Source organism: Pseudidiomarina sp., from assembly GCF_033722695.1.
Classification (GTDB): Bacteria; Pseudomonadota; Gammaproteobacteria; order Enterobacterales; family Alteromonadaceae; genus Pseudidiomarina.
This window is the reverse complement of the sequence record NZ_JAWVYM010000024.1, coordinates 1-25,163: the sequence shown is the minus strand read 5'-3', so window position 1 is coordinate 25,163 and position 25,163 is coordinate 1. Positions and strand designations below refer to the sequence as shown.

At 57.1% G+C, this 25,163-nt stretch carries 26 protein-coding genes; 23 read left to right on the top strand and 3 right to left on the bottom strand.

The features are described from left to right. The 5 genes from R3196_RS08755 to der form a co-directional block, all read left to right on the top strand. Positions 1 to 282, top strand: a 282-nt coding sequence (locus tag R3196_RS08755) for a flavodoxin-dependent (E)-4-hydroxy-3-methylbut-2-enyl-diphosphate synthase (protein WP_318936394.1), incomplete at its 5' end; no start/stop codon positions are given. Positions 283 to 350: 68 nt separating this feature from the next. Beyond that, positions 351 to 1,616 carry a histidine--tRNA ligase gene (hisS, locus tag R3196_RS08750; protein ID WP_318936393.1) on the top strand — a complete coding sequence of 422 codons (1,266 nt, stop codon included), beginning with the start codon at positions 351 to 353 and terminating at the stop codon, positions 1,614 to 1,616. A 41-nt stretch (positions 1,617 to 1,657) separates the two neighbouring features. Then, entirely contained in the window at positions 1,658 to 2,269 is a 612-nt protein-coding gene (locus tag R3196_RS08745; protein ID WP_318936392.1) for a YfgM family protein, read from the top strand. Continuing rightward, a complete protein-coding gene (bamB, locus tag R3196_RS08740) occupies positions 2,266 to 3,474 on the top strand; it encodes an outer membrane protein assembly factor BamB (RefSeq protein ID WP_318936391.1) in 1,209 nt (402 codons plus the stop codon). Before R3196_RS08745 ends, bamB begins: the two co-directional genes overlap by 4 nt. Positions 3,475 to 3,480: 6 nt before the next feature. After that, complete coding sequence (der, locus tag R3196_RS08735) at positions 3,481 to 4,923, top strand: ribosome biogenesis GTPase Der (RefSeq protein WP_318936390.1); 1,443 nt, start codon at positions 3,481 to 3,483, stop codon at positions 4,921 to 4,923. A gap of 33 nt (positions 4,924 to 4,956) precedes the next feature. Here the strand turns inward: der and hslR are convergent, their stop codons facing one another. Then, positions 4,957 to 5,337 carry a ribosome-associated heat shock protein Hsp15 gene (gene hslR, locus R3196_RS08730; RefSeq protein ID WP_318936389.1) on the bottom strand — a complete coding sequence of 127 codons (381 nt, stop codon included), beginning with the start codon at positions 5,335 to 5,337 and terminating at the stop codon, positions 4,957 to 4,959. 69 nt (positions 5,338 to 5,406) lie between these two features. Then, on the bottom strand, positions 5,407 to 6,234 hold the full coding sequence (gene hslO, locus R3196_RS08725; RefSeq protein ID WP_318936388.1) for an Hsp33 family molecular chaperone HslO: 828 nt from the start codon (positions 6,232 to 6,234) through the stop codon (positions 5,407 to 5,409). A gap of 165 nt (positions 6,235 to 6,399) precedes the next feature. Between hslO and gspC the strand changes: the two genes are divergently transcribed. The 13 genes from gspC to R3196_RS08660 all read left to right on the top strand — a co-directional run bounded on the left by gspC (position 6,400) and on the right by R3196_RS08660 (position 18,948). Beyond that, positions 6,400 to 7,266 (top strand): type II secretion system protein GspC, encoded by an 867-nt coding sequence (gene gspC / locus R3196_RS08720; RefSeq protein WP_318936387.1) that lies wholly within the window; start codon positions 6,400 to 6,402, stop codon positions 7,264 to 7,266. Between the two features lie 16 nt (positions 7,267 to 7,282). Beyond that, on the top strand, positions 7,283 to 9,400 hold the full coding sequence (gene gspD / locus R3196_RS08715; protein WP_318936386.1) for a type II secretion system secretin GspD: 2,118 nt from the start codon (positions 7,283 to 7,285) through the stop codon (positions 9,398 to 9,400). Next, positions 9,393 to 10,979 (top strand): type II secretion system ATPase GspE, encoded by a 1,587-nt coding sequence (gene gspE, locus R3196_RS08710; protein ID WP_318936385.1) that lies wholly within the window; start codon positions 9,393 to 9,395, stop codon positions 10,977 to 10,979. Before gspD ends, gspE begins: the two co-directional genes overlap by 8 nt. A gap of 3 nt (positions 10,980 to 10,982) precedes the next feature. Further along, the gene (gene gspF, locus R3196_RS08705) at positions 10,983 to 12,221 is read left to right on the top strand and encodes a type II secretion system inner membrane protein GspF (protein WP_318936384.1); all 1,239 of its coding nucleotides are present in this window, start codon (positions 10,983 to 10,985) and stop codon (positions 12,219 to 12,221) included. Positions 12,222 to 12,292: 71 nt separating this feature from the next. Continuing rightward, entirely contained in the window at positions 12,293 to 12,727 is a 435-nt protein-coding gene (gene gspG, locus R3196_RS08700; protein ID WP_318936383.1) for a type II secretion system major pseudopilin GspG, read from the top strand. Further along, positions 12,684 to 13,289 carry a Tfp pilus assembly protein FimT/FimU gene (locus tag R3196_RS08695; protein WP_318936382.1) on the top strand — a complete coding sequence of 202 codons (606 nt, stop codon included), beginning with the start codon at positions 12,684 to 12,686 and terminating at the stop codon, positions 13,287 to 13,289. The genes gspG and R3196_RS08695 overlap by 44 nt, the downstream gene beginning before the upstream one ends. Then, positions 13,279 to 13,728 carry a type II secretion system minor pseudopilin GspI gene (gspI, locus tag R3196_RS08690; RefSeq protein ID WP_318936381.1) on the top strand — a complete coding sequence of 150 codons (450 nt, stop codon included), beginning with the start codon at positions 13,279 to 13,281 and terminating at the stop codon, positions 13,726 to 13,728. The genes R3196_RS08695 and gspI overlap by 11 nt, the downstream gene beginning before the upstream one ends. Further along, positions 13,725 to 14,408 carry a type II secretion system minor pseudopilin GspJ gene (gene gspJ, locus R3196_RS08685; RefSeq protein WP_318936380.1) on the top strand — a complete coding sequence of 228 codons (684 nt, stop codon included), beginning with the start codon at positions 13,725 to 13,727 and terminating at the stop codon, positions 14,406 to 14,408. Before gspI ends, gspJ begins: the two co-directional genes overlap by 4 nt. After that, the gene (gspK, locus tag R3196_RS08680; protein ID WP_318936379.1) at positions 14,405 to 15,439 is read left to right on the top strand and encodes a type II secretion system minor pseudopilin GspK; all 1,035 of its coding nucleotides are present in this window, start codon (positions 14,405 to 14,407) and stop codon (positions 15,437 to 15,439) included. The genes gspJ and gspK overlap by 4 nt, the downstream gene beginning before the upstream one ends. Position 15,440: 1 nt before the next feature. Beyond that, positions 15,441 to 16,763 carry a type II secretion system protein GspL gene (gene gspL, locus R3196_RS08675; protein WP_318936378.1) on the top strand — a complete coding sequence of 441 codons (1,323 nt, stop codon included), beginning with the start codon at positions 15,441 to 15,443 and terminating at the stop codon, positions 16,761 to 16,763. Continuing rightward, entirely contained in the window at positions 16,763 to 17,329 is a 567-nt protein-coding gene (locus R3196_RS08670) for a type II secretion system protein M (RefSeq protein ID WP_318936377.1), read from the top strand. Before gspL ends, R3196_RS08670 begins: the two co-directional genes overlap by 1 nt. Further along, positions 17,326 to 18,111: a type II secretion system protein N gene (locus tag R3196_RS08665; RefSeq protein WP_318936376.1), complete on the top strand. Its 786-nt coding sequence runs from the start codon at positions 17,326 to 17,328 to the stop codon at positions 18,109 to 18,111. Before R3196_RS08670 ends, R3196_RS08665 begins: the two co-directional genes overlap by 4 nt. A gap of 18 nt (positions 18,112 to 18,129) precedes the next feature. Then, a complete protein-coding gene (locus R3196_RS08660; RefSeq protein ID WP_318936375.1) occupies positions 18,130 to 18,948 on the top strand; it encodes a mechanosensitive ion channel family protein in 819 nt (272 codons plus the stop codon). Positions 18,949 to 19,042: 94 nt separating this feature from the next. Here the strand turns inward: R3196_RS08660 and R3196_RS08655 are convergent, their stop codons facing one another. Then, the gene (locus R3196_RS08655) at positions 19,043 to 19,807 is read right to left on the bottom strand and encodes an REP-associated tyrosine transposase (RefSeq protein WP_318936374.1); all 765 of its coding nucleotides are present in this window, start codon (positions 19,805 to 19,807) and stop codon (positions 19,043 to 19,045) included. Between the two features lie 231 nt (positions 19,808 to 20,038). Here R3196_RS08655 and pgi point away from each other — a divergent pair, with 231 nt between their 5' ends. The 5 genes from pgi to R3196_RS08630 all read left to right on the top strand — a co-directional run bounded on the left by pgi (position 20,039) and on the right by R3196_RS08630 (position 24,839). Continuing rightward, complete coding sequence (gene pgi / locus R3196_RS08650) at positions 20,039 to 21,541, top strand: glucose-6-phosphate isomerase (protein ID WP_318936395.1); 1,503 nt, start codon at positions 20,039 to 20,041, stop codon at positions 21,539 to 21,541. A gap of 16 nt (positions 21,542 to 21,557) precedes the next feature. Further along, complete coding sequence (gene rfaH, locus R3196_RS08645) at positions 21,558 to 22,082, top strand: transcription/translation regulatory transformer protein RfaH (RefSeq protein ID WP_318936373.1); 525 nt, start codon at positions 21,558 to 21,560, stop codon at positions 22,080 to 22,082. 117 nt (positions 22,083 to 22,199) lie between these two features. Next, entirely contained in the window at positions 22,200 to 22,715 is a 516-nt protein-coding gene (locus R3196_RS08640) for a hypothetical protein (RefSeq protein WP_318936372.1), read from the top strand. An 84-nt stretch (positions 22,716 to 22,799) separates the two neighbouring features. Beyond that, entirely contained in the window at positions 22,800 to 24,401 is a 1,602-nt protein-coding gene (locus R3196_RS08635) for a YjbF family lipoprotein (protein ID WP_318936371.1), read from the top strand. Between the two features lie 273 nt (positions 24,402 to 24,674). After that, on the top strand, positions 24,675 to 24,839 hold the full coding sequence (locus R3196_RS08630; RefSeq protein ID WP_318936370.1) for a hypothetical protein: 165 nt from the start codon (positions 24,675 to 24,677) through the stop codon (positions 24,837 to 24,839). Positions 24,840 to 25,163: the final 324 nt, after the last annotated feature.

The window sequence follows — 25,163 nt, the reverse complement described above, 5'->3', positions numbered from 1 at the left end:
TTTGACGTGATTGGTACCGTCAACGCCCTCGAACAGCGGCTTGAAGACGTAGTGGTGCCGATGGATGTGTCCATTATTGGCTGCGTGGTCAATGGCCCGGGCGAAGCCCTGATTTCGCACATCGGCCTGGCCGGCGCCAAGAGCAAAAGCGGCTTCTACCTCGATGGCGAACGCCAGAAAGAGCGCCTCGATAACACCGACCTGGTTGACCAGCTGGAGCGGCATATCCGCGCCAGGGTCAAACGCCTCGAAGCCGAGCAGATTCCGGTGAAGCAAAGCTAAAGCTGCGCTATACTAGTCGCGATTTTTAAACCGGTTTTCACCGATCAACAACAGCAGATGTAATTACCGTGGCAAAAACGATTCAGGCAATACGTGGAATGAACGACATCCTGCCCGGGCAAAGTCCCGCATGGCAGTATGTTGAAGGCGTGATCCGCAAAGTGGCAGCGCAATACAGCTATCAGGAGATCCGCATGCCGGTGCTGGAAAGCACGGAGCTATTCAAGCGTTCCATCGGCGAAGTAACGGATATCGTCGAAAAAGAAATGTACACCTTTGATGATCGCAACGGCGACAGCCTGACCCTGCGTCCGGAAGGCACCGCCAGCTGCGTGCGCGCCGGTAACGAACATGGTCTGTTGTATAACCAGACTCCGCGGTTATGGTACATGGGGCCGATGTTCCGCCACGAACGCCCACAGAAAGGCCGCTACCGCCAGTTCCACCAGTTTGGTATCGAAGCTTTTGGTATGGACGGCCCGGATATCGACGCCGAAGTGATTCTGCTGTCAGCGCGGCTGTGGCAGGAATTTGGCATCGCCGATCAACTCGAACTCCAGATTAACTCGCTGGCTTCGAACGAAGCGCGCGCCCGCTATCGCGAGGCCTTGCGCGACTATTTACGTGAACACGAAGAGGCGCTGGATGAAGATTCCAAGCGCCGCTTAGACAGCAATGTGCTGCGCATTCTGGACAGTAAATCGCCGGAAACCCAGGCGCTGCTGGTGGATGCGCCGCGGCTGTCAGATTACTGGGATGACGAATCCCGTGCGCATTTTGAAGGCCTGACCGCGCGCCTGGAAGCAGCCGGCGTAAAGTGTGTATTCAATGAGAAACTGGTGCGCGGCCTGGACTATTACAACCGCACTGTGTTTGAGTGGGTGACCACTGAACTGGGTGCCCAGGGTACAGTTTGCGCCGGTGGCCGCTACGATGGCCTGGTGGAACAGCTTGGCGGCAAGGCGACCCCGGCGGTGGGCTTTGCTATGGGGATTGAGCGGCTGGTGTTGTTGCTGGAAAGCCAGGATCGCATTCCGGCGTCGACAGTGGTTGATTTATACCTGCTGGCCGGTGACGAGCGGGCGGAACTAAAACTGCCGGCTGTTGCCGAACAAGCTCGTGATCAGCACACCGACTTAAAAGTAATGCTGCACTCAGGCACTCAGAATCTGAAGAAGAAGCTGATAAAAGCCGATAAGTCAGGGGCTACTTATGCCCTGATTGTCGACTGTGATGTGAATGGGCAACTGGAATATCAGTTCAAGCACCTGCGGAAGCGGGATGCGGACAAAAACTTTACCGACCTGGCTGAGCTGGCCGGGTTAATTGGCTAACGTCGAATAACGTATAACGATTTTTAAAGAGGATTAAGCGCGTGGAAACTGAAGACCAACAAGTTCAGCGAATAAAGGATTTCTGGCACGAGCATGGCAAAGGCATTATCGCCGGTCTGGTGATTGGTTTTGGCCTGTTTTACGGCTGGCGTTACTACGACGCGCATACCATGGCGCAAAAAGAAGCGGCCTCAGAGCAATTTGAAAGCCTGGTTGCCAGCCTCGAAGCTGGCACTGAAGGAGCGCAGGTTGATGCCCAGAACTTTATTAAGAACAACAGCGACGACACCTACGCGCACCTGACTGCTTTTGAACTAGCCCGTCAGGCAGTAGCGGCTGGTGAACTGGCCACTGCGGTGACCGCGCTGCAAGCCGTTCGTGACAACGCCAGTGGTGAACTGCAGGCGGTTGCTGATGTGCGGCAAGCACGTGTATTGCTGGCGCAGGAGCAGCATGATGCGGCCCTGAACGCGATTGCCGAAACCTCAGAAGAAGGTTTCGCGGCCATGGTGGCCGAACTGCGTGGTGACATTCTGCTGGCCAAAGGCGATCAGGCCGGTGCCCGCGCGGCTTATCAGGCAGCGATCGACGCCAGTGAAAACACCGCGCCGCTGGCCGAAATTAAACTCAACAGCATTCCGGCGGAATCATGAGCTTAGCTAAAACAATCTTTACGAAACCCCTGAAATTCGGTGCGCTCGCCCTGGCAGCAATGCTGGCCAGCGGCTGTTCTATTTTTGGCGACGATGAACTGACCTACAAAGAATTGCAGCCCATTGATGCGACGGTCACTGCGTCAGTCGTCTGGGAAGCGTCAGTGGGTAAGGGCGTTGGCGAATACTATTCACGGCTGAACCCGGCGGTGGCAGGTGACGTAATTGTTGCCGCTGACCGGCGTGGTGTGGTACAGGCCTTTAACCGGGTTTCTGGCGCCAGTTTATGGCGGGTGGATGTACGCGAAATGATCGGGGCTGACACCGGTGGCTGGATGATGCCGGGCGACAGCGCACGCATCGCGGGCGGTCTGGTCGCTAACGATGAACGGGTATTTTTTGGTACCGAAAACGGTTCGGTGATGGCCCTGAGCATGGCCGATGGCAGCTTAGTCTGGCGCACTGAGATCGACGGCGAAGTGCTGGCCGATCCGGCCGTAGGCGAAGGTTACCTGGTGGTTAACACCACCGCCGGTAAGCTGGTTGGTCTGCTGGAAGAATCCGGCGAGCAGCAGTGGACTATGGATACCGAAGTGCCGCCGCTTAGTCTGCGTGGCACCTCAGCACCGACCATTAGTAGTGGCGGCGCGCTGTTCGGCACCGCGACCGGCAAACTGACCGTAGCAGTACTCAATAATGGCCAGCAGGCCTGGGTTGCACCGCTGGCAGTCCCGCAGGGTGCGACCGAGCTGCAACGTTTGGTGGATGCAGATGTGCAGCCGCAGGTACAGGGCAACGCCGTTTACAGTATCGCCTACAACGGCCAGGTTGCCGCAGTTGAGCTCTCCAGCGGCCGGATCCTGTGGCAGCGTGAGTATGCGTCTTTCAATAACTTTGATTTGAGCATCACCCGGCTGTTTCTGACGGATACCGCCGATACCATTTATGCTCTGGATAGTAATAACGGTGTTGAGATCTGGAGCAACAGTGATCTGACCGGTCGTCAGGTGACTGGCCCGGTGCGCTTTGGTAACTATGTGGTGGTTGGTGATGCCTTTGGTTACCTGCATTTTCTCAATGCCAGTACCGGTGTTATGGCCGGTCGGCTCGAAGTCGGCAATTCTGTGTATGTCAGCCCGGTAGTCGCAGGCGATACACTCTATGTTCAACTACGCGACGGCAGTTTACTCGCGGTAAGGATTTAATTCGTCATGTTACCCGTTGTGGCCCTGGTCGGCCGCCCCAATGTGGGCAAATCAACCCTGTTCAACCGGCTTACCCGTACCCGGGATGCTCTGGTCGCTGACTTTCCGGGCTTAACCCGCGATCGCAAATACGGCCAGGCCAACTACGACGGCTATCAGTTTATTGTTATCGACACCGCTGGTATTCACGGCGACGAAGAGGGCGTCGACGCGGCCATGGCCGGTCAGTCACTGCGCGCTATCGACGAAGCCGATGTGGTGCTGTTTATGGTCGATGCCCGCGACGGCATTACCGTAGCCGACAGCGCGCTGGCTGAATATCTGCGCAAAGTGGATAAAAAAACCTATGTGGTCGCCAATAAAATCGACGGTATCGACGCTGAAGTCGCGCAGTCCGATTTCTTCGAAATGGGTTTAGGTGACGTGTACGGCATCGCCGCTGCCCATGGCCGCGGCGTTGAGCAACTGCTGGATAAATGTTTTCGGCCGCTGCTGGACGACTACCCCGAACTTCGGGTTGAAGAGGGGGGGGCTGACACCCCTGAAGATCTCGCCCACGATGAGATCGACTACGAATCCCTGCCGTTAAAACTGGCCATTGTCGGCCGTCCGAATGTGGGTAAGTCAACACTAACTAACCGTATCCTCGGCGAGGAGCGGGTGGTGGTGTATGACATGCCGGGTACCACCCGCGATTCGATTTATATTCCGATGGAGCGCGATGGCAAACAGTACATCCTGATTGACACCGCCGGCGTGCGCCGTCGCGGTAAGATTGACGAAACCGTTGAGAAGTTCTCGGTGATCAAAACCCTGCAGGCGATTGAAGATGCCAACGTGGTGTTGTGTATCGTCGATGCCCGCGAGACCATTTCAGACCAGGATCTCAACCTGATTGGCTTTGCCCTGAACGCGGGCCGCTCGATTGTTATCGCGGTGAATAAGTGGGACGGCTTGTCATCGGATCACCGTGATGAAATTAAACGCGAACTGGATCGCCGCCTGGGCTTTGTGGATTTCGCCCGGCTGCACTTTATCTCAGCCCTGCACGGTACCGGCGTCGGTAATTTGTTTGACTCGGTGCGCGAGGCTTATGAGAGCGCGACGCAGCGTATTAATACCTCGAAATTGACACAGATCCTTGAAATGGCAGCCGATGAACATCAGCCGCCGCTGGTCAGTGGTCGTCGCGTGAAGCTGAAATATGCTCACGCCGGTGGCTACAACCCGCCACGCATCATCATTCACGGCAACCAGGTCACGCGCCTGCCCGGTTCGTACCAGCGCTACCTGATCAACTTCTTCCGCAAGGCGCTGGGCATCATGGGCACGCCCATCAAAATCGAATTTCGCGACTCGGAAAACCCCTTCGCCGGCCGCAAAAACAAGCTCAGCGACAGCCAGGTCCGCAAGCGCAAACGCCTCATGCGCTACATCAAACGCAAATAACCCCGTGGTAAAACCACGGGCTACGGTTGGGGGTTAATCCTGCTCTTTGAAGCGCATCAATTGGCGGCGTTCGCGTTTGTCGGGTTTGTGGTCGGGGTGGGGGCTTAGCAGCGCGTTCATCTTGCGCAGCTCAGCATTTTTTTCGCGGCGCTCCGCCGACTCTTCGGTTTCGCGATACAACTTCTGCGCCTCGGGCGCGCCGCGGCGTTGTTCGCTCAGCTCCAGCACCTCGACATCCATCACATCGTAACCGCGCGGCAGCTTGATCAGCTGACCGACGGTGATGGTTTTGGCCGGTTTGGCCTTCTGCCCGTCAACCTGCACCTTGCCGGCCTGCACAACCTGCCGTGCCAGGCTCCGCGTCTTGAAAAAACGCGCTGCCCATAGCCATTTATCTAATCTGACATTATCCATAATTACCGCTCGTGAGATCCGAATACATCATCCAGTGTTTTACCCGTGGTAGAACCACGGGCTACATGTTTACAAATCGTTGGGGCCGAAGCGGTATTCGGTGCGGCAGTATTCGCAGGTCATGCTGATGATGCCTTCGGCGGCGAGGATTTCCTGCAGCTCGTCGGCGGGCACGCTGGCCAGCGCCTCAAGAGTGCGTTCGCGCGAGCAGCCGCAGCGGAAGCTCACCGGCTGAGCGGGATACAATTCCACCTGCTCCTCGTGGTATAAGCGCACCAGCACCTCCTCGCCGGGCAGGGTGAACAGTTCCGCCGGGGTAATGGTGTCGGTCAGCGTCTCCAGATGCCGGAAGCCCTCCAGGTCTAATCCGGCCGACGGCATCACCTGCAGGAACATACCGGCAGCGTGTTCACCATCGGCAAACAGCCACAGCCGCGTATGCAGCTGCTCGGACTGGGTAAAATAGCCCTCGATAATTTCCGCAATGCTGTCGCCTTCGCCGCTGACCACACCCTGATAGCGCTCGCCACGGGTCGGCGTTAAGGTGATGACCAGCTGTGCCTTGCCCATCAGGCTGCGCAGATTATCGTGATGCGGCTCCAGGTCAGCGCGCAAACGGGCAATGCCACGCAGTTGCTGATCATGCTCGCCATTTACCGCGATAAAGTTTACCGGACCATCGCCCTGCAACTGAATGGCAATATGCCCCTCAAATTTCAGTGTCGCGACCAGCAACGACGTGGCCGCCATCAGCTCGCCGAGCAACCGCTGCACCGGCGCCGGATAGGAATGACCCAACAGCATTCGCTGGTAGCTGCTGCTCAGTTGCACCAGCTCACCGCGCACATCGCGGTCAATGAAACTATAGCGTAGGAGTTGGTCAGTGGGATAATTCATAGCGTGTCATCTTATGGTCAAAAGGTGCTGATATAAAAGTGCCTTCATTATATCAGATTTCGACCAATTTGATCTGTTCAGCTAGATACGAAAGGGCTAGAATGGAAATGGACTTGCTACTTCACAAAATTATAACGAAAGCAGAAACAGAGTATCGGACCAACAATGAATCAACTGATTAACCGCCTGCGACCGCCGACTTTATGGCGCTACGGCCTGTGGACCCTGACGGCCATCGCGGCACTGCTGGCCACCTGGCTGCTCGCGCGGCTGACATGGCAGTTGCTGACCCCCGTGGCCGAGCCAGTCAGCGGGCCTTTAGCGCCCGCGCGTCAGGCCAGCAACCCGCAGATAAACGTAAGCACCATTGCCGGTCTGAAACTATTCGGCGATGCCGCCGCACCGACACAACAGCGCATCGCGTCGGCGCCCAAAACCAGCCTTAACGTGCGGCTGCTGGGCGTATCCGCCAGTAATTACCCGCAGCATTCCGCCGCCATCATTGAACGCAGCGGCCAGCAGGAAGTCTACGCCATCGGCGACCAGCTCAGCGGCTCACAGGTAACCGTTGAAGAAATCTACGCCGACCGCGTTATCCTCAATAACCAGGGCCGCCTCGAAACCCTCGAACTGGAAGGCATAGGCGAACTCGGGCCGGGCCTTTCTTTGACTTTAGAGAGGGGGGCTGACACCGGCCGGCCGGTGTCAGCCCCCTCCTCAGTGGTTGAGGAGGTGGCGGAGAATCCGGCCAGCATTCTTGAGTATGTATCGATTTCGCCGGCGCGCGATGGCGCTAAGATTGTCGGCTACCGGCTGCGTCCGGGGCCCACGCCAGAATTATTTAACCAAGCCGGCTTTGTCAGCGGGGATTTAGCGGTGGCCATCAATGGTCAGGATCTGACGGATATCCGCACCGCCATGAGCATGACCCGCGATCTGGCCAGTATGGACAGCATCATCGTGACCGTAAATCGTGACGGCCAATATATCGACCTCGAGCTCACCGTTCCAGATGAAGCCCGGGGCAATTAGAATAAAAGGAACAAGCATGCGCACAATTTTTCTGACAACGACAGTGGCCATGAGCCTGGCACTTATTCTCGGTACCAGTGCCAGCAGTATTGCCGAAGCGGCTCCGCAGCAGCAGGGCGCCCAGCAGAACCCGCAGCAGAACACCGGCCCGGTCGAATATACCGCCAGCTTCAAGAACACCGACATCAGCGAATTCATTCAGGTTGTCGGCCGCAACCTCGGCCTGACCATGATTATCGACCCTGATGTGCGCGGCCGTATTGATGTGCGCAGCTACGATGTGATGACCGAAAGCCAGTACTGGCAATTCTTCCTGAACGTCCTCGATGTGTACGGTTTTGCTACCGTCACCATGGAGTCGGGCGTCGTTAAAGTCATGCGCGACAAAGACGCCCGCAACGGCGCGCTGCCCGTAGTTGATGACGACAGCCTGGCTGGCGATACCCTGGTGACCCGCGTCGTACCGGTAGAAAACGTGAGCGTGCGCGAACTGGCGCCTTTATTAAGGTTGCTGAACGATCAGGCCGGTGGCGGGAACGTGGTCAGCTATGATCCGTCGAACGTCATCATGCTGACTGGCCGCAGCGAAACCATTCAGCGCCTGGTGGAAATTATTGAACGGGTGGACCGTGCCGGCAATCAGGACGTCGACATCGTCAACCTCGAATACGCGTCAGCATCCGAAGTGGTGCGCATCGCCATGACACTTTATGAAAAAGCCACCGACGGCACGCCGGCATTACTGATCCCGAAAGTAGTCGCTGACGAGCGCACTAACCGGGTGATTATCAGTGGCGACCCGCGGGCGCGTGAGCGGGTGGTTAAGCTCGTGCGGCAGCTGGATAAAGATCTTAAAACTGAAGGCAACACCCGCGTTTACTACCTGAAATACGCCAAAGCCGAAAATCTGGTTGAGGTACTTAAAGGCGTCAGCGACAGCATTGCCGCTGAGAGTGGCGTGGCAACAGCGGCCGGAAATGCCGGTCAGCGCCGGGGTGGCAAGGACATCAGCATCACCGCCCATGAGTCGAGCAACTCGCTGGTTATTACCGCGCAACCGGATCTGCTGAGCAATCTTGAGAACGTCATCCGGCAGCTGGATATCCGCCGTGCGCAGGTGCATGTTGAAGCCATTATCGTTGAATTGATGGAAGGCGACGGCATCGATTTAGGCCTGCAGTGGATTTCCGAAGACGGCGGCATGGTGCAGTACAACAACGGCCGGCAGGTCCCTATCGGGCAACTGGCAGCGGGCGCCTACATGGCCCAGGAACGTGACCGCGGCACCACCACTACCATCGTTGATGGCAACGTGGTCACCACCGAACAACCGCCTGAGCGCGGTAACGTCGAATTGCTGGCCCAGTTGCTGGGCAACGTGAACGGCATGATGATCGGCGTGGTCAAAAATGACTGGGGCGCGATTTTGCAGGCAGTTTCGACCAACACCAATTCCAATATCCTGGCGACGCCCAGCATTATGACCCTGGACAATGAAGCGGCCGAATTTCTGGTCGGTCAGTCAGTGCCCACTATCACGGGATCAACCGCTGGCGATAACAATTCCAACCCGTTCCAGACGGTGCAACGGGAAGACATAGGTATCAAACTCAAAGTGACGCCGCAGATCAATGAAGGCAATGGCGTGCAGATGGTCATCGAACAGGAAGTATCGAGCTTAAGTGGCGCGACCTCGGTGGATATCACGATCAACAAACGCCAGTTGAAAACGGTGGTTATGGCTGATGATGGCGAGACCATTGTACTCGGCGGCCTGATTGATGAAGATGTGCAGGAAAGCGTGTCCAAGGTGCCGCTGCTGGGTGACATTCCGCTGCTGGGGCATCTGTTCCGCTCCACCTCGACCTCGCGCCAGAAGCGTAACCTGATGGTGTTCCTGAAACCCACGATTGTGCGCGACCGCGCCACGGCGCTGGGTATGAGCAGTCGCAAATACAACTACATCCGCGCCGAGCAGTTGCTGCGCCAGGAAGAAGGCGTGGATCTGATGCCGCGCACGCCCACCCCGGTGCTGCCGGAATGGGATGGACCGCTGACACTGCCGCCGGAATTTGAGCAGTATATGAATGATAAGAGCAAGCAAGAAATGAACGAAGGTTCAGGCAATGACTGAGATCGCTGAAGTCGCCGCCCGCATCGCGCCCAAACGCCTGCCATTCGCCTTCGCCAAGCGTTTTGGCGTCGTCGTCGCGATCGAAGAAGAGGGGGCTGACACCATTTCTGAAGAGGGGGCTGACACCACTAAAGTGGTGTCAGCCCCCTCTTCCTCCTCCTCCTCCTCCGCGTCCGCGTCCGCGAGGTATGTGGTGCATTGCCGGGAGAGTGTGACGCCGCAAGCCCTAAGGGAAGTGCGGCGGGTGTTGGGGCAGGCGTTCAGCGTGCAGCGGCACAGCAATGATGATTTTGAGGCGATTCTGACCCAGGCGTATCAGCGCGGCTCGTCCGAAGCCAAACAGCTGATGGAAGATATCGGCAACGAGCCGAATCTGTTCTCGCTGGCGGACGAACTGCCACAGACCGAAGATCTGCTGGAAAGCGAAGACGATGCGCCCATCATCAAGCTCATCAACGCCATGCTGAGCGAAGCCATTAAGGAAGGCGCCTCGGATATCCATATTGAGACCTTCGAAAAAGAATTGCTGGTGCGCTTCCGAATCGACGGCGTGCTACGCGAAGTCATCCGCCCGAACCGCAAGCTGAGTTCACTGCTGGTGTCGCGGATCAAGGTTATGGCGCAGCTGGATATCGCCGAAAAACGCGTGCCCCAGGATGGTCGCATCAGCCTGCTGATCGCCGGTCGCGCCGTCGACGTGCGGGTATCTACCATGCCGTCCAATCACGGCGAGCGGGTGGTGCTGCGTCTGCTCGACAAAAACAACGCGCGCCTGAACCTGGCGCAGTTGGGCATGACCGAAGCCAACCGTAAGGTGTTTGCCGAGCTGATTAAAAAGCCGCATGGCATCATTCTGGTCACCGGCCCCACGGGCTCGGGTAAAAGTACCACCCTGTATGCCGGCCTGGCGGAGATAAACTCGCGCGATCGCAACATTCTGACGGTTGAAGACCCGATCGAGTACGCGATTGAAGGCATCGGCCAGATGCAGGTGAACCCAAAAGTGAACATGACCTTCGCCCGCGGATTGCGCGCCATACTGCGGCAGGATCCCGACGTGGTCATGGTTGGTGAGATCCGCGACGTGGAAACCGCGCAGATCGGCGTACAGGCCAGTTTGACCGGGCATCTGGTGATGTCGACATTGCACACAAATACCGCCTCCGGCGCCATCACGCGGCTGGAAGATATGGGCATCGAGCCGTTTCTGCTGAGCTCATCGCTGCTGGCGGTGCTGTCGCAGCGCCTGGTGCGCACCCTGTGCACCCACTGCCGCGAAGCTTATGAACCCAGCGCTGAAGAACTCGCAATGTTCGACGGTGCGCCGGTCGGAACCTTGCACCGCGCCAAAGGTTGCGACAAATGCAACCACACCGGCTATCGCGGCCGCACCGGCATCCATGAAGTGCTGGTGGTGGACGAGAAAGTGCGCGACCTGGTGCACACCGGCCATGGCGAGCAGGCTATCGAAAAATACATCCGCCAGCATACGCCCAGTATTCGCGACGACGGCCTGGCCAAAGTAGCCGCCGGCCTGACCACGCTCGAAGAAGTATTGCGCGTAACGCGCGAGGAGTAAGCAGTGGCGGCATATGCATATCAGGCGCTGGACGCCGCGGGCCGCAAGAAAACCGGCGTACTCGAAGGCGACAACGAGCGCCAGATCCGCCAGCAACTCCGAGAGGGGGGGCTGACACCATTTCATGTCGAGATAGCCGAAGAGACCCGCAAAGCGTCGAGCGAAAGCAAAGGCCAGAAATGGTGGCAACAAGGGCGGGTACGGCGCATCAAAGCATCAGATCTGGCCCTGATCACCCGCCAGCTGGCGACGCTGATCGCATCCGGCATGCCCATCGAACAGTGTCTGCTGGCGGTGGCTGAACAAACCGACAAGCCGCGCCTGCAAAACCTGCTGATGGCAGTGCGCTCCAAGGTCGTCGAAGGCTACTCCCTGGCCGAGGCCATGGCCGAATATCCCCATGTATTTGATAAGCTGTTCACCGCGATGGTGGCCGCCGGCGAACGCTCGGGCCATCTCGAGCGCGTACTTGAGCGCCTGGCTGATTACACCGAACAGCGCAACCGTCTCAAAGGTCAGCTGATTCAGGCGCTGGTATACCCGCTCGTGCTAACCGCGGTGGCGATGAGCGTGATTATCTTCCTGCTGGTGTCGGTGGTGCCCAATATCGTTGAGCAGTTTTCGACGCTGGACCAGACGTTACCGCCGACCACGACATTCCTGCTGGCCGTCAGCAACTTTTTGCAGACCTACGGCATCTATGCGCTGATCGCGCTGGTGATTGCACTGCTAGTAGGCAAGCAACTCCTGCGCGAGCCGAAACGGCGCGACAAATTTGACGCCATGGTGCTGAAAATGCCGCTGGTCGGGCGGGTGATCAAAGGCGTCAATACCGCGCGTTTTGCCCGTACCCTGAGTATTTTATCCGGCTCCGGCGTGCCGCTGCTGGACGGTTTGCGTATAACGGGGCGGGTATTAACGAACCGAGCCATGCAAATTGCTGTCGAAGATGCAGCGGCCCGGGTGCGCGAAGGCGCGTCGCTGCGCGCAGCGTTGGCAGAAACCAAATTATTTCCGCCGATGATGCTGCACATGATTGCCGCCGGCGAGAAAAGCGGTGAGCTTGAGCAAATGCTCGCGCGTGCCGCCGACAATCAGGACCGCGATTTTGAAACCACCATGAATGTGTCGCTGAAAATTTTCGAGCCCGCACTCATCGTGGTCATGGCAGCCATAGTACTGCTGATTGTGATGGCGATTATTCAGCCGATTCTGCAGCTGAATCAAGCCGTCGGACTGTAACGCGTTGGCGCATATTGATGATTATCCCCGTGGCAGAAACACGGGCTACACATTGGAAATGAGGTACAGATATGAGAACGAAACAACAAGGTTTTTCACTGCTCGAGATCATGGTGGTAGTGGCCATTATCGGCGTGCTGGCATCGCTGATTCTGCCAAACGTCATTGGCGCCGGTGAACAGGCTGACCGCCAGAAAACCATCACCGACATCGGCCAGCTGGAAAACGCACTGGACCAGTACCGGCTGGACAACAGCCGCTATCCGACCACGGAACAGGGCCTGGAAGCACTGGTACGTGAGCCAACAATCGACCCAGTGCCACGCAACTACCGTCGTGGTGGCTACATCAAACGTCTGCCAACCGACCCATGGGGCTCAGAATATCTGCTGCTGAGCCCGGGCGAGCACGGCGAGGTTGATGTCTTCTCAGTTGGTCCTGATGCCCAGGCCGGCACCGAAGATGACATCACCAACTGGAACCTGGACGGACGTGACCAAGGCTAAAACAGCCGCCCCGCACATGCGGGGCTTCAGCCTCATTGAGATGATGGTCGTGATGGTCATCGTCGCCCTGATGGCTATGGCAGTCACCTTCGTCATCCCCGACGATACCGATGAGGGGGGGGCTGACACCGCCCTCGCTTTGCACACCCAGCTGCAATACGCCCGCGAGTACGCCATGGTGCGCCACGCGGTGCTGGCACTGGAAGTATGGGAGCAGGACTACCGCTTCGTGCAATGGAAGGAGGGGCAGTGGCAGCCGTTATCGAGCAGGGGGCTGACACCAAATTCTATCCCGCAGGATATGCGGCTGGAGTTGCGTGTAGACAGTGTTGATCTGCTGACGCAGGACGACGATCGCGATGGCCTGTTTCAGCCCGAAGATGACGGTGAAGGCCGCGACAAGAAGGCGCGCGAGAGCGGCGAAATGCTCTACATTTTTGGCAGCGGCGGGCTGCCGGTATTTAATCTGAAGCTGATTAATATGATGGATGCCGGAGCGGTTAGCTGGGTGATTGAGTCGGTGGATGGGTATGAGTTGCAGGTGCGATCCAATGTGGATTAAGGGTCAGACCCGAAGTGGAATACCGGGCTACCAGGCGTGCCAGGGTTTTACGCTGGTGGAAGTGATGGCGGCGCTGGCAATTTTCGCGCTGGCCGCACTGGCCGCGGTGTACGCCAGCAGCAACCAGCTGTCAAATCTGAGCTATATGCAGGACAAGACGCTGGCACGCTATGTGGCGTCCAACGTGCTGGCGGAGCAGTCGCTGAAATATCCGCCGAAAGACAATACTACGGGCAGCGAGCTGTTCGCTGATCTGCAATGGCACTGGCATCTCGACGTGACCGAAACCGCCACCGACGATGTGGTGATGATGGTGGTGCAGGTGCGACTGGAGCCCGACGGGCAGGTTTTGCATCAGGTCGGGCGGTATCTGGGGCCACCGCGCGAGGGGGGGGCTGACACCATTACTGTAACCACGGGCTCCGGGGCGGCGCCATGACCCGGCAGCGCGGCTTTACGCTGATTGAAGTGCTGGTGACCATCGCGATTCTCGCGATTATCGGACTGGCGTCTTCGAACGTGGTCAATACCATGGTGCGCAGCAGTGAGCAAAGCGAAGAAAGCATCGCGCGGCTGCAGCAGTTGCAGTACGCGATGCTGACGATTGAGCAGGACATCCGCCAGATCGTGCCGCGGGCGAACGCCACCGGACGGTTTTTATTCTATGATGACGAGCGGCTGGCTTTCGTGCGCAGCGGCTGGTTCAATCCCGCGGCACTGCTACCGCGCAGCGAATTGCAGCCGGTGTTTTACACAGTGCGCGACGAAAAGCTGGTGCGTGAGCACTTTCTTTATGTCGACGTGAGCGGCAGCGAAGAGCCCATCGAACGAGTGATCATGGATGGTGTGCGGTCGCTGGAGGTGCGGTTTCATCCGCCGGTTGAGGGGGGGGCTGACACCACTTCCACGTTCAGCGGCGGTGGGTCTGGCGGCTGGAAAGATACCTGGGAGCAGCCGCAGGCGTTGCCTGACGCGATTGAAATTACTTTGGATACTGAACGTTGGGGCCTGATGCGGCGGGTATTTTTACTGAATGGCGGGCAATTCGAAGAAAGGGTGTCAGCCCCCCCTTCAGAGGTGTCAGCCCCCCCCTCTGGCGGGGGAGGAGGGCAGCCATGAAGCAGCAACGCGGCGTTGCACTCATCATCGTAATGCTCGTGGTCGCGCTGGTATCGGTGATCGCGGTGAACATGAGCGGCCGGATGCAGACCAGCGTGGTACGCACGGCCAATTTTCAGGAAGCTGAACAAGCCTACTGGTACGCGCTGAGCGCCGAAGAAATTGTCAAAGATCTGCTGCTGACTGAAATAAAGGATTCCGAGGGCGTGGTGCATCAGGGCCAGCAGTGGTATCAGCAGAGTCAGAACGCCCAGCTGTATCCGGTTGAAGGCGGTGCTATCGGCGGGATAATAACCGACTTGCAGGCCTGCTTTAATCTCAACGCTTTAAGAGTGCCGCAGGACAACGGAAATTTACTGATACGGCGCAAAGCCCAGCTGCGCATGCTGATGACTGAAGCTCTCGAAGAGCCGGACAGTTATACAATCGACGTGGTGGTGGACAGCCTGGCCGACTGGCTGGATGACGACAGTGAGCTCAGCGGCAGTTACGGTGCCGAAGATGCCGATTATGAATCGCTGCGGTTTCCGTATCGCGCGGCAAATGGCATGATGAGCCATATCAGCGAGTTCCGGCTGGTGCGTGGTGTGTCGCAGGATCTGTATCTGGCGCTGCAGCCCTACGTTTGTGTACTGCCGCGTGACACTAAATTGCAGCTGAATGTGAATACCATAGACGAAGACCACGGTGCCTTGCTGTATGCCGCGACCCTGGGCGCAATGAGCCTGGATGATGCGGCGAGGTTTTTGGCGGGTCGTCCTGATTCGGGCTATGAGTCGCTGGATGACGCCCGTGGCGCGCCGGAATTAACCAGCGCCGCCGCCGCGCAACTCAACCCGAATCTGGGGGGCGGCGCGCAACCACCGGTCGCGTTGAATTTAGGCACAGCCCTTGACGATCTGAACGTCACCAGTGAATATTTTGGACTACAGGCGGAAATCCGGTTCGGCGAACTGACCCTCGGCGCCCAGTCACAGTTTTTGGTAACGCCCGAAGGCGTCACCACCGTTTATCGCGGGTTTGGAGAATAATATGGAACAGTTATTTATACGCTTGCCGTCTGTTGAGGGGGGGGCTGACACCATCGAGGGGGGGGCTGACACCACCACCGCACCCGTCAGCTGGCTGATCTGGAATCCGGGCCAGCGCGAGCTGATCGCGAGCGGCGAACTCAATAGCGTCGTCGATCTGGGTCAGCTCGAAGAGCGCGCCCGCCACCGCGAGGTCATCGTATTTGTGCCAGGCCAGGATGTGCTGCTGACCCAGGCCGTGCTGCCTGCCGGCTCGCAACGCTTGCTGCCACAACTGGTCCCGAACGCGCTTGAAGACGAATTGGCCAGTGATATCAGCGATTTACACTTTTCCTGGCCCGCCGGTGCCAGGCCCGGCGGCATTGAGCGTCCGCTGCCGGTTGCCGTGGTCGCGCATAGCGCCATGCAGCGCTGGCTGGAATGGCTCGATAAAGCCGGCATCGATGCCGACGAATTCTATCCCGACGTGTTTATGTTGCCGGTGCCCGGTGGCCATCAGTTATTCGCAATGCAACTCGGCAACGACGTGATTGTGCGCACCGGCGCCTGGGACGGCTTCGCCACCGATGCCAGCACCTTGCACGAGATGGGCCTGGAGGGCTTTACCGAGCTTCCGCTGGATGATCCGGGCGCACAGGCTCCGGTGCTGACCTGTTTCGGGCGGGCTGAGCTGAATATGGTGTCAGCCCCCTCCTCAGCGATCGCCAAAGACCAGGCCGACATCGAAGTGCCGCTCAGCATAGTCGCCAAAGAACAGGCCCTGAGCATGGGGCTGACACCAGGTCGTAGCCAGGCTATCAACCTGAGACAACAGCAATACCGGCCCGTGCGCAAGCGCCGCAAAACCAGTGTCAGCCCCCTGCCGTGGAAGCCCGCCGCCGCCGCCGCTGCGCTGCTGCTGGCGATTGGATACACCACGCAAGTTATTGAATACGTTAAACTTGGGCAGCAGTCCGCCGCGCTTGAGCAGGCGATCGAAGACACCTATCGAACGGCCTTCCCGGATACCCGGCGCATCGTCAATGTGCGCTCGCAGCTGCGCAATCAGATGGCGCAGCTAAGTGGTGTCAGCCCCCTCCTCAATTCGCCGCTGGTCATGCTCAGCGAACTGGAGCCGGCCTTTAAAGCGGCCAGCGATGTCAGGCTGGAGCTTTTGCGCTTTGACCAGGGCACATTAAGGCTGCAGACACGCGCCAATAGCTTCGCAAGTCTGGAAACCTTTCGCACGGTGGCCAACAGCAGCGGACGGGTAACCGTAGAGCAGGGCCCGGTGAGCAATCAGACCAACGGTGTGGCCGGCACCCTGATAGTGAGGGCTAACTAATGACCGCATCAAACGCAAAACAAGCATTCAAGCAGCAATTCACCGATCTTAAAACTCGCGGACAGCATCTGGTTGGTCCGCACTGGCAGCGGCTCAACCAACGCGAGCGGATGATTGTTCGTATCGCCGGCGTGCTTATGCTCATTGCCATTGTGTACTGGTTGCTGTGGAATCCTATCGCCAGCGGCATCGAGCAGCGCAAGCAGACCATAGCCGCCCAGCAGGAAACTCTGCAGTGGACGCGCGAAAATACCGGCATCTACCTCGCCGCCCGGGAGCAGGGGGCTGACACCACCTCTGACACCACCTCTGCCGGCTCTCAAACAGGCAGCATCACCCAGCGCGTAACCCAGCTGGCCGCCGCCAATAACATTCAGATCACCCGTATGCAGCCGCAAAGCACCGGCCTGCTGGTGGTCATCGACAGCGTCGCGTTCAGCCAGTTACTGAGCCTGCTTGACGCCCTGCAAAATCAGGGCCGCCTGACCATCGACAATCTTGATGTGGCCGAGGGCCCTGAGCCAGGCATCGTGCGTGTCCGCCGACTGCAGGTGAGCGGCGTATGAGCTGGCGCTGGTTACTCTGGTTACTTCCGGTTTATCTAATTGGCCTGGTGGTGCTGGCGCCGGCGCAGCTGGTTGGCTGGGGTCTACAGCAATTCGGCGGCGGCATGGTGCAGGTGCAAAATCTCAGCGGCACCATCTGGAACGGGAAGGGGGGGCTGACACGCATTATCCTGCCCACCGGCACCGCGCTCGAACTCGAAAATATCGAATGGGGTGTCAGCCCCCTCCTCCTGCTGAAGGGGGAGCTGGGGCTGAACTTTGAAATTCCTCAGGCAGGTAATGTGATCAGCGGCAGCGGCCAGCTGCAGCTGACGGGGCAGGGGCTACCGCTGTTTGAAGCTGAACTTCAGGGGAATATCGCGCAGTCGGCAGCAGCTCTCAATCTGCCGCTTCCACTCACCATTGACGGCGACTGGCAACTCGACCTAACACGGTACAGCCTGAATGATTTCAGTAGTCCCGGCTGGTGTGACACGTTGCGCGCGACCGTGCTTACCGAGCAGGTCCGCGTCCGGCTTAATAGCGTCTGGCGGCCGCTGGGCGACTTTCGCGCCGACCTCGACTGTGGTGATCCGCAGACGATAAATGTTAGTATTCCTTCTGAGAACCTGCTGGGACTGCAGGTCGACGCTGCCGTGCACGGCACGCGCAGTTTGCCGCGGGTACGGTTGCAGGGCAGTATCAGACCGACCCTTGAAACCCCGGCAGAAGTCAGCGAGTTACTGGTTTTAATCGGTCAGGCCGATGCCAGCGGACGCTATACGTTCAGTTTTAATTTATAATTTATAGGACACCAGAACATGGACCACATCATCCAATGGGTCAAAGAAAATCAGGAGCTACTTATCAGTTACGGGGTGAGCTTCCTGGTTGCCATTGTCATTATCATTGCGGGTATTATCGTCGCCAACAGCGTGGTGAAGGTGATGAGCCGCGCAATGCATCGCAAAGAGATGGACGGCGCGGTGATTTCATTCCTCAGCGCTATCATCAAAGCTGTGATCTTTATCGCCGCATTGCTGATGGCACTATCGCAGGTTGGCGTGCAGACCACCTCTTTTATCGCCATCTTAGGTGCGGCCGGTCTGGCAATCGGTCTGTCGCTGCAAAGCTCGCTGTCGAACATCGCATCGGGAGTACTGATCATCATTTTTCGGCCGTTCCGCGCCGGTGAGTATGTCGACGCGGGTGGCGTATCCGGCACGGTGCAGGAAGTGAATATCTTCCAGACCATTATGAAAACGCCTGACAACAAAGTGGTTTTCGTCCCCAACGCGCAGATCACCAGCAAGCCGACGACCAACTACAGCCGCGAAGACACTCGCCGCATCGACTTGGTTATCGGCGTCTCCTATAAGGCCGACCTGCTGAAAACCAAAGAAGTTCTGATGGAAGTTGTCCAGGCCGACCCGCGTGTAATGGCTGAGCCAGCCATCAACATTCAGGTCCACGAACTGGCCGACTCGTCCGTCAACTTCATCGTCCGCCCGTGGGTCGCCGTCGGCGACTACTGGCCAACCCGCTGGGACCTGATGCGCGAAATCAAGATCGCGCTCGATAAGAATGGTATTGGGATTCCTTTTCCGCAGCGCGATGTTCATTTGTATAAGCAGGACTAGAGGAGGGGGCTGACACCACTTCTAGATCTGGAGAAGGGGGCTGACACCGGTTTTTGGTGTCAGCCCCCTTCTTGTTTTTGGTTTTGTCGAAGCCTCAAATCATCCCCTTTACCACCTGCTGCGCCAATTTCAGCATTTCGGTGTCAGCCCCCTCCTCACTGCAGGTATCCAGTACCTTCTGCAAATGCCAGTACTTCAACCCCGTCCGCGCGCACAGGCTCTTGTGAAACTCCTCATCACCATACGCCGCCAGATGCTTCTGCGCGGTATTAATCAGATGCACCTGAGCCTCGTACATCGACTTCTCCGTGCCACCAGCTTCACGCACCAGCTCGCGGTAATTGTGCAGTCGTTCGTCCTCGTCGATGCCGAGCAGGCGATAGGCAGGATGTGGTGTCAGCCCCCCACTCGGGACCCCGCGGGCATTGGTGTGATAGCTGCTCCAGTGATACTGCCGGGGCCCGCGCACCAGGCCCGCCCGCACAGGATTCAGCTCGATATACCGGTAAATATGCAGCGCATAGCGCGTCGACTGCACCGGCAGACTGCAGTAGCGCGATTCCCATATCGTGCCGGTGCGCTCGTAGCGCGTATTGAAGTGATAGCCGTAGGCGGCTTTCAGATACTGCATGAAATGGCTGAGCCCTTTATGCGTTAACGGCGTCACGAAAAAATGAAAATGGTTAGGCATAACCACCCAGGTATGGATCTGAACCTTGCATTCCTCGGCATATTTAAAGGCTTTTCCCATAAAAATAGTGCAGTCCTTGTCGTCGAGAAAAATCCGCTGGCGATTGTTGCCGCGGTCGTATACATGGTAGGAATCGCCCGGAAATAGAAGGCGGCGGGGGCGGGGCATAGCGACTCTCCTTGTGCTGTAAACCTCTGGTCCGTCGCACCAGCATAACAAATTCCGGAACGTCAAAATGGGTAAGGAGTAGGGGGCTGACACCAAGCCCTAGACACCAAATCCCTAAAAGCATTCGGTGTCAGCCCCCTCCTCAGGTGGTGTCAGCCCCCCACTCAAGGCCGCACGCTCTAACGTGCATATGGTGTCAGCCCCCTTTTCCATGCTAATATTCACCCAACAATCAAGGACAGGAACAAGAGCAGAATACCTATGCAGCACATAGAAACACCGCATCTTAATCTGGATTACAGCTATCAGGGACTGACGGCAGAGGAACTCGAAGCGTACGCCAACGAAAGGCTGCCGCAAGATTTTGCCAAGCTGAAAAACCAGCTAATCAAAGGCGAATTCAAAAACCACACGGAAAACCGCAACGTCAGCCATGTGCTCAGCCGCAGCATCCACAATGTGGTGAAGGCCGGCAACGGACGCAACCGCTTCAGCGAAATCGTCAGAATGCTCAGAAGCGGACAATGGTTAGGCGCAACCGGCAAGCCCATCACCGATGTGGTCAACATCGGCGTGGGCGGCAGCGATCTCGGCCCGATGATGGGCAGCTTCGCGCTCAGAGAATTCGCCGACGACGCGACACTGCATGACCTCAAAGTACATTTCGTCAGTTCCATGGACGGCGGCCAGCTCTACGCTGTGCTGCCCATAGTGGACCCGGAAACCACGCTGTTCATCATCGCCAGCAAAAGCTTCGGCACCACCGACACCATGGCCAACGTGCGCACCGTGCGCACCTGGGTCGAACCAACGCTTACGCAAACCCAGTGGCTCAGTCGCCACGTGATCGGCGTCAGCGCCAACAGCCAGGCAATGGAAGATTTCGGCATCCCGGCCAGCCAGCAGCTCAGCTTTTCGGCTGATGTCGGCGGGCGGTTCTCGCTGTGGTGCGCGATCGGCCTGCCCATCGCCCTGACCATCGGCAGCCACCAGTTCGGTAACATGCTCGACGGCGCCCACGCCATGGACGAGCACTTCGCGAGCCAAACCGACCCAACCCAAAACATCCCCGTTGTCATGGCCCTAACCGGCGTCTACAACCGTGAAGAGCGCAACATCAACAACCTGGCAATACTGCCGTACGATGGCCGCTTACGTTACCTGCCCAACTACCTGCAGCAGCTGGATATGGAATCAAACGGCAAACAGGCCACCTATCGCAACGAAGAGCTCGAGCACCCGACCGGGCCGATCATCTGGGGCGGTTTTGGCCCAAACGGCCAGCATGCCTTCTTCCAGCATCTGCATCAGGGCTTCGACAGGTTCGCCGCTGATTTCGTTGCCGTGCTGCATCGCAAGGCGCCGGGCTTTCATCCGGCCGTGCAGGAACAACTTAAAGAACAGCAACGGCTGGCGGTATCCAACTGCCTGAGCCACAGAAGACTGATATGGTTTGGCGGCCAGAACAACGGCAGCCCGCGCGACCATTACCATGGCGAGCATCCGTCCAACCTGCTGTACGTCGACGAGCTGACGCCACAAAGCTTTGGCGCGCTCATCGCGGCCTACGAGCACAAGGTATTTACCCAGGGCGTGATCTGGCAGCTCAACAGCTTTGATCAACCGGGCGTCGAGCTGGGTAAGAAAGTCGCAAAAGACGTATTAAAAGTCATCGATGGCAATGCGGAGCAGAGCTTCGATCCGTCCACCGACGCCATCATCAACAGAATGTAAAAGAATATAAACCAGCATGAGCAACGCAACAGCAAACACCAGCAAATGGTACGTGATCCGCTCCAAGCCCAGGCAGGAGCGGCGCGCGCTCGCTAACCTGGAAAACCAGGAGATCACCACCTTTTTGCCGGAAATCACCATCACCAAACTACGCCGCGGCAAACGCACACCGATTACTGAGGCGTTATTTCCGGGCTATCTGTTTGTGCAGCTGGACGACTATGAAGGCAAGTTTTACAAGATCCGCAGCACCTACGGCGTCACCAAGATGATCACCTTTGGCGACCAGCCGGCGACTATCCCTGATGCGCTTATTGAAGAACTCAAACAAATCAACGAGACCTCTGACAGCATAAAAAAGACGATGAGCGAAGCCATTCTGCAACCCGGCGATCAGGTGCAGATCAACGATGGCCCCTTTGCCGGCTTTATTGCAAAAATTATAGAGCTCGACGGAGATTCGCGCTGCATTGTGCTGCTCGACTGGCTGCAGAAAGAGGTGCGGGCCAGCTTCGACTATAACCAGTTGCGCAAAGCCTGAATGCGTGCAAACAGCTGTCTAAAAAATGCTCAGAAAATGCTTTAAAAAAAAAGTTCCAGCTGATATTCTTTAAAACACCTAACAAAAAATTAAAAATCGTTGAATCAGGACCTTCTATTGAAAACATTAATCGTTTTATTCACTGCATTCGCTCTGCTCGCATCGCCCGGCCTCCAGGCTGCTCCACAGGTTGATGTGGCGGCTGTTAAGGCCAAATTACAGTCTGAAATTCAAAAGACTGTTCATCAGGCTTTCCGTTCTGACATGTTAGCTGAAGCATATGCAGAGGCTGTAAAGACAGGTGATATAGAGGCTATAAATGAGATTAACCAGTTTGCGAATAGTTATGAACGTGTTACAGAATCAGATCTGATTGCTCGCGGTGTGCACCCGGATTCTTTTAGGTATGTCATTGACATGGAGAATTATCGGATTAGAGAATTAAAAATGTGGAACAAAAGTTTTTATAGAAGGGCGATCGCCCAGGTCAAGGCGTCAGTCGCATCCGGCGCTATGACAACAGCCAAATGGAGCGCTGCTGCGGTCGCTCTCGGGGTTACTCTGGGGGTCCTGACCAAGAGCGATACCGAGGTTCCGACGCAGGTGTCAACCACCACCACCGCGACAAACTAAGTTTCGCTTCAGTTGCAGAAAATAGCTCATATCAAAAAGCCGCTGGAAACAGTGGCTTTTTTCATACCCCAGGTAAAATAAGTTATGCTCATGATTAACAGCCTGAAAGCCCGGTTCAATTTCTTGTTAATTGCAGGGATGTGCCTGAGCGTACTCACTTTGAGTGCCTGCTCGTCTGCGCCCGATGCAGAGGTTGACGCGGTTGAGGCTGATGAGCAGACTGAAGAGAGTCCGGCATGGGCCTGGCTACTGGGCGAGGACACCGCGCAAGCGCTGGAGTTTGCGTTCAAAGGCGCTGAAGATGTAACCATCAAACCGGAGCACGCCCGCAACTTTCCGTTTACAGCATCCTATGTACAAATCGATGGCTTCCCGCGGGTGCTGGTGTATTTACTCCGCGCCGACGAGCTTGGCCTGAGTTCACCGCGGCTGCAGTGGCTTTCGGGTTCAGGCGAGATCCTGGAAACCCTGAATGGCCGCGTTGTCGGTATTCACGGGCTGACCAATGACCGCGGCGGCTTTATCGCTAATCGCCCGCAAGTGCTTGAGTGTTTTCAGAAGGCTGCCAGGGCCAGCAACAGGGGGCAGGCACCAGATTCCTGCGCGCAGCAATATCAGGGCGCCGACTGGGCGTTTGATATGACCGCACGCACCCTGTACCACAGCGTGTATAATCCGCATCTGCGTTATAACCGCATTCAGGCGCAGCTGAGCTATCAGGTGCTCGACAGCAACTATCAGCTGCCCATGCCCAACGGCGACACCCTGACCACTTTGCGGTTGCAGGAAACCTCAGTCGAACCGGCATTTACCAACGAATTTTATATCGATCGCACCAGCGGTCGCGTAGTGATGAGCAAGCAGTGGCTGGGCAAATCGCTGGGTTACATCCGCATCCAGAACGTGAAACCCTACCAGCCGGAAGAGGGGGGGCAGACCCCGGATTCTCCCTACCGCTATGTTGATAAAGGAGTCACAGATCCATCCAGCTGGCCGGAAGGTACGCTGACGATGAACGTAAACACCACGGACAACAGGCAACTGCGGGTACACTTTAACGGCGAGCCGCGCATGGCGCAGGTGATCAACTCACTGCCGGCCGATGGGGCGGGCTGGTTTTATCAGCCGCTGACCCGGCTGCACAGCGGCAAGCTCGATCAGGAATTCAGCGCCCGCCGGCAGGGCATGCGGCTGCGCTTACTGATGCTGGCACAAACCTATCGCGCTGAAGGCGAAGCCGCACTGGCCGACGCCGCCACTGAACTACTCAGGCAGTTCGACAGCTGGCCGCTGCGCGGCACCTATATCCACGGCTTTAACCTGGGCGAGGCGCGCACTAACCTGGCGCAAGACCACAAATTAACCTTTGCCGACGCCCGCAGCAGCGAAACCGGGCCGGCCTGGTACGAATTACAACTGAATGTCAGCTCGCAGGACGCAATCGAAACCGGCTTAATCAATCATCCGCTACGCGAAAAAGCGCTGGTGTACACAGTGGATGCCAAAGGCACCATCACCCAGGTCCCGGTGGCCCCGCATAACAGCAATGCCGCATTAAAGGCCATCGCGAAGCAGCCAGGTGCAGTCACGCTCTACAGCCTGCCCGATGACAAACTCCCCAACGGATTTCGCGACCTGAATTACCAGCTGTCGTTATTCTTACAGCACTGGGACTTCTCACAATGAGCCGGTTATTTAAATTATCGTTACTCGCCGCGGCGCTCACTTCGCTAACGTACGCCAGCAGTGCAGCAACAACCAGGATCGGTAAAACGCCGAAAAAATAAACAAAAAATTTATTTGCAAACCCTTTAACTATTGATAATCTATTAACATTAAGAGCAACATGTACTCAGGATAAAAAAATGAAAACGTTAATCGCTTTATTTACTGCAATCGCTTTATCGGTAGCGCCGGTCGCATTGGCAGCACCACAGGGTCAAACTGGAGCTGGAGCTGGTGGTGCCGGAGCTGGAGCTGGAGCTGGATCTGGTGGTGCTGGTGCTGGTGCTGGTGCTGCTGCTGGTGCTATGCCTGGTGCTGGTGCTGGTGGAGCTGCTGCCGCAGCCGGTTTGGCCGCTGGCACCCTGTCAACGGTTGCCCTTATCGGCGGTATCGCATTAGCAGCTGGCATTGCCGCAGTTGCTGCCACCGGTCCTAATGATAATGAGCCCGTAGTTCCACCACCTCCGGCACCAACGAGTACAAGTTAAATCCAAAGGTCGCTGACATCAGCGGCCTTTTTTTTGCCGGTATCTTCGAGCCCGCACACCCAGCGCGGTAGCGTCCCTCAGGCTTAGCACAGAACTAAAAGTAAAGTTAATAAGTTTGCAATCAGGCACAGCGCTGCTATCCTTTAAAGTACTTACGGAAAAAACTCAAAGCGTTCGAACAATTCGATCAAGGACTCCATTATGAAAACATTAATCGCTTTATTTACTGCAATCG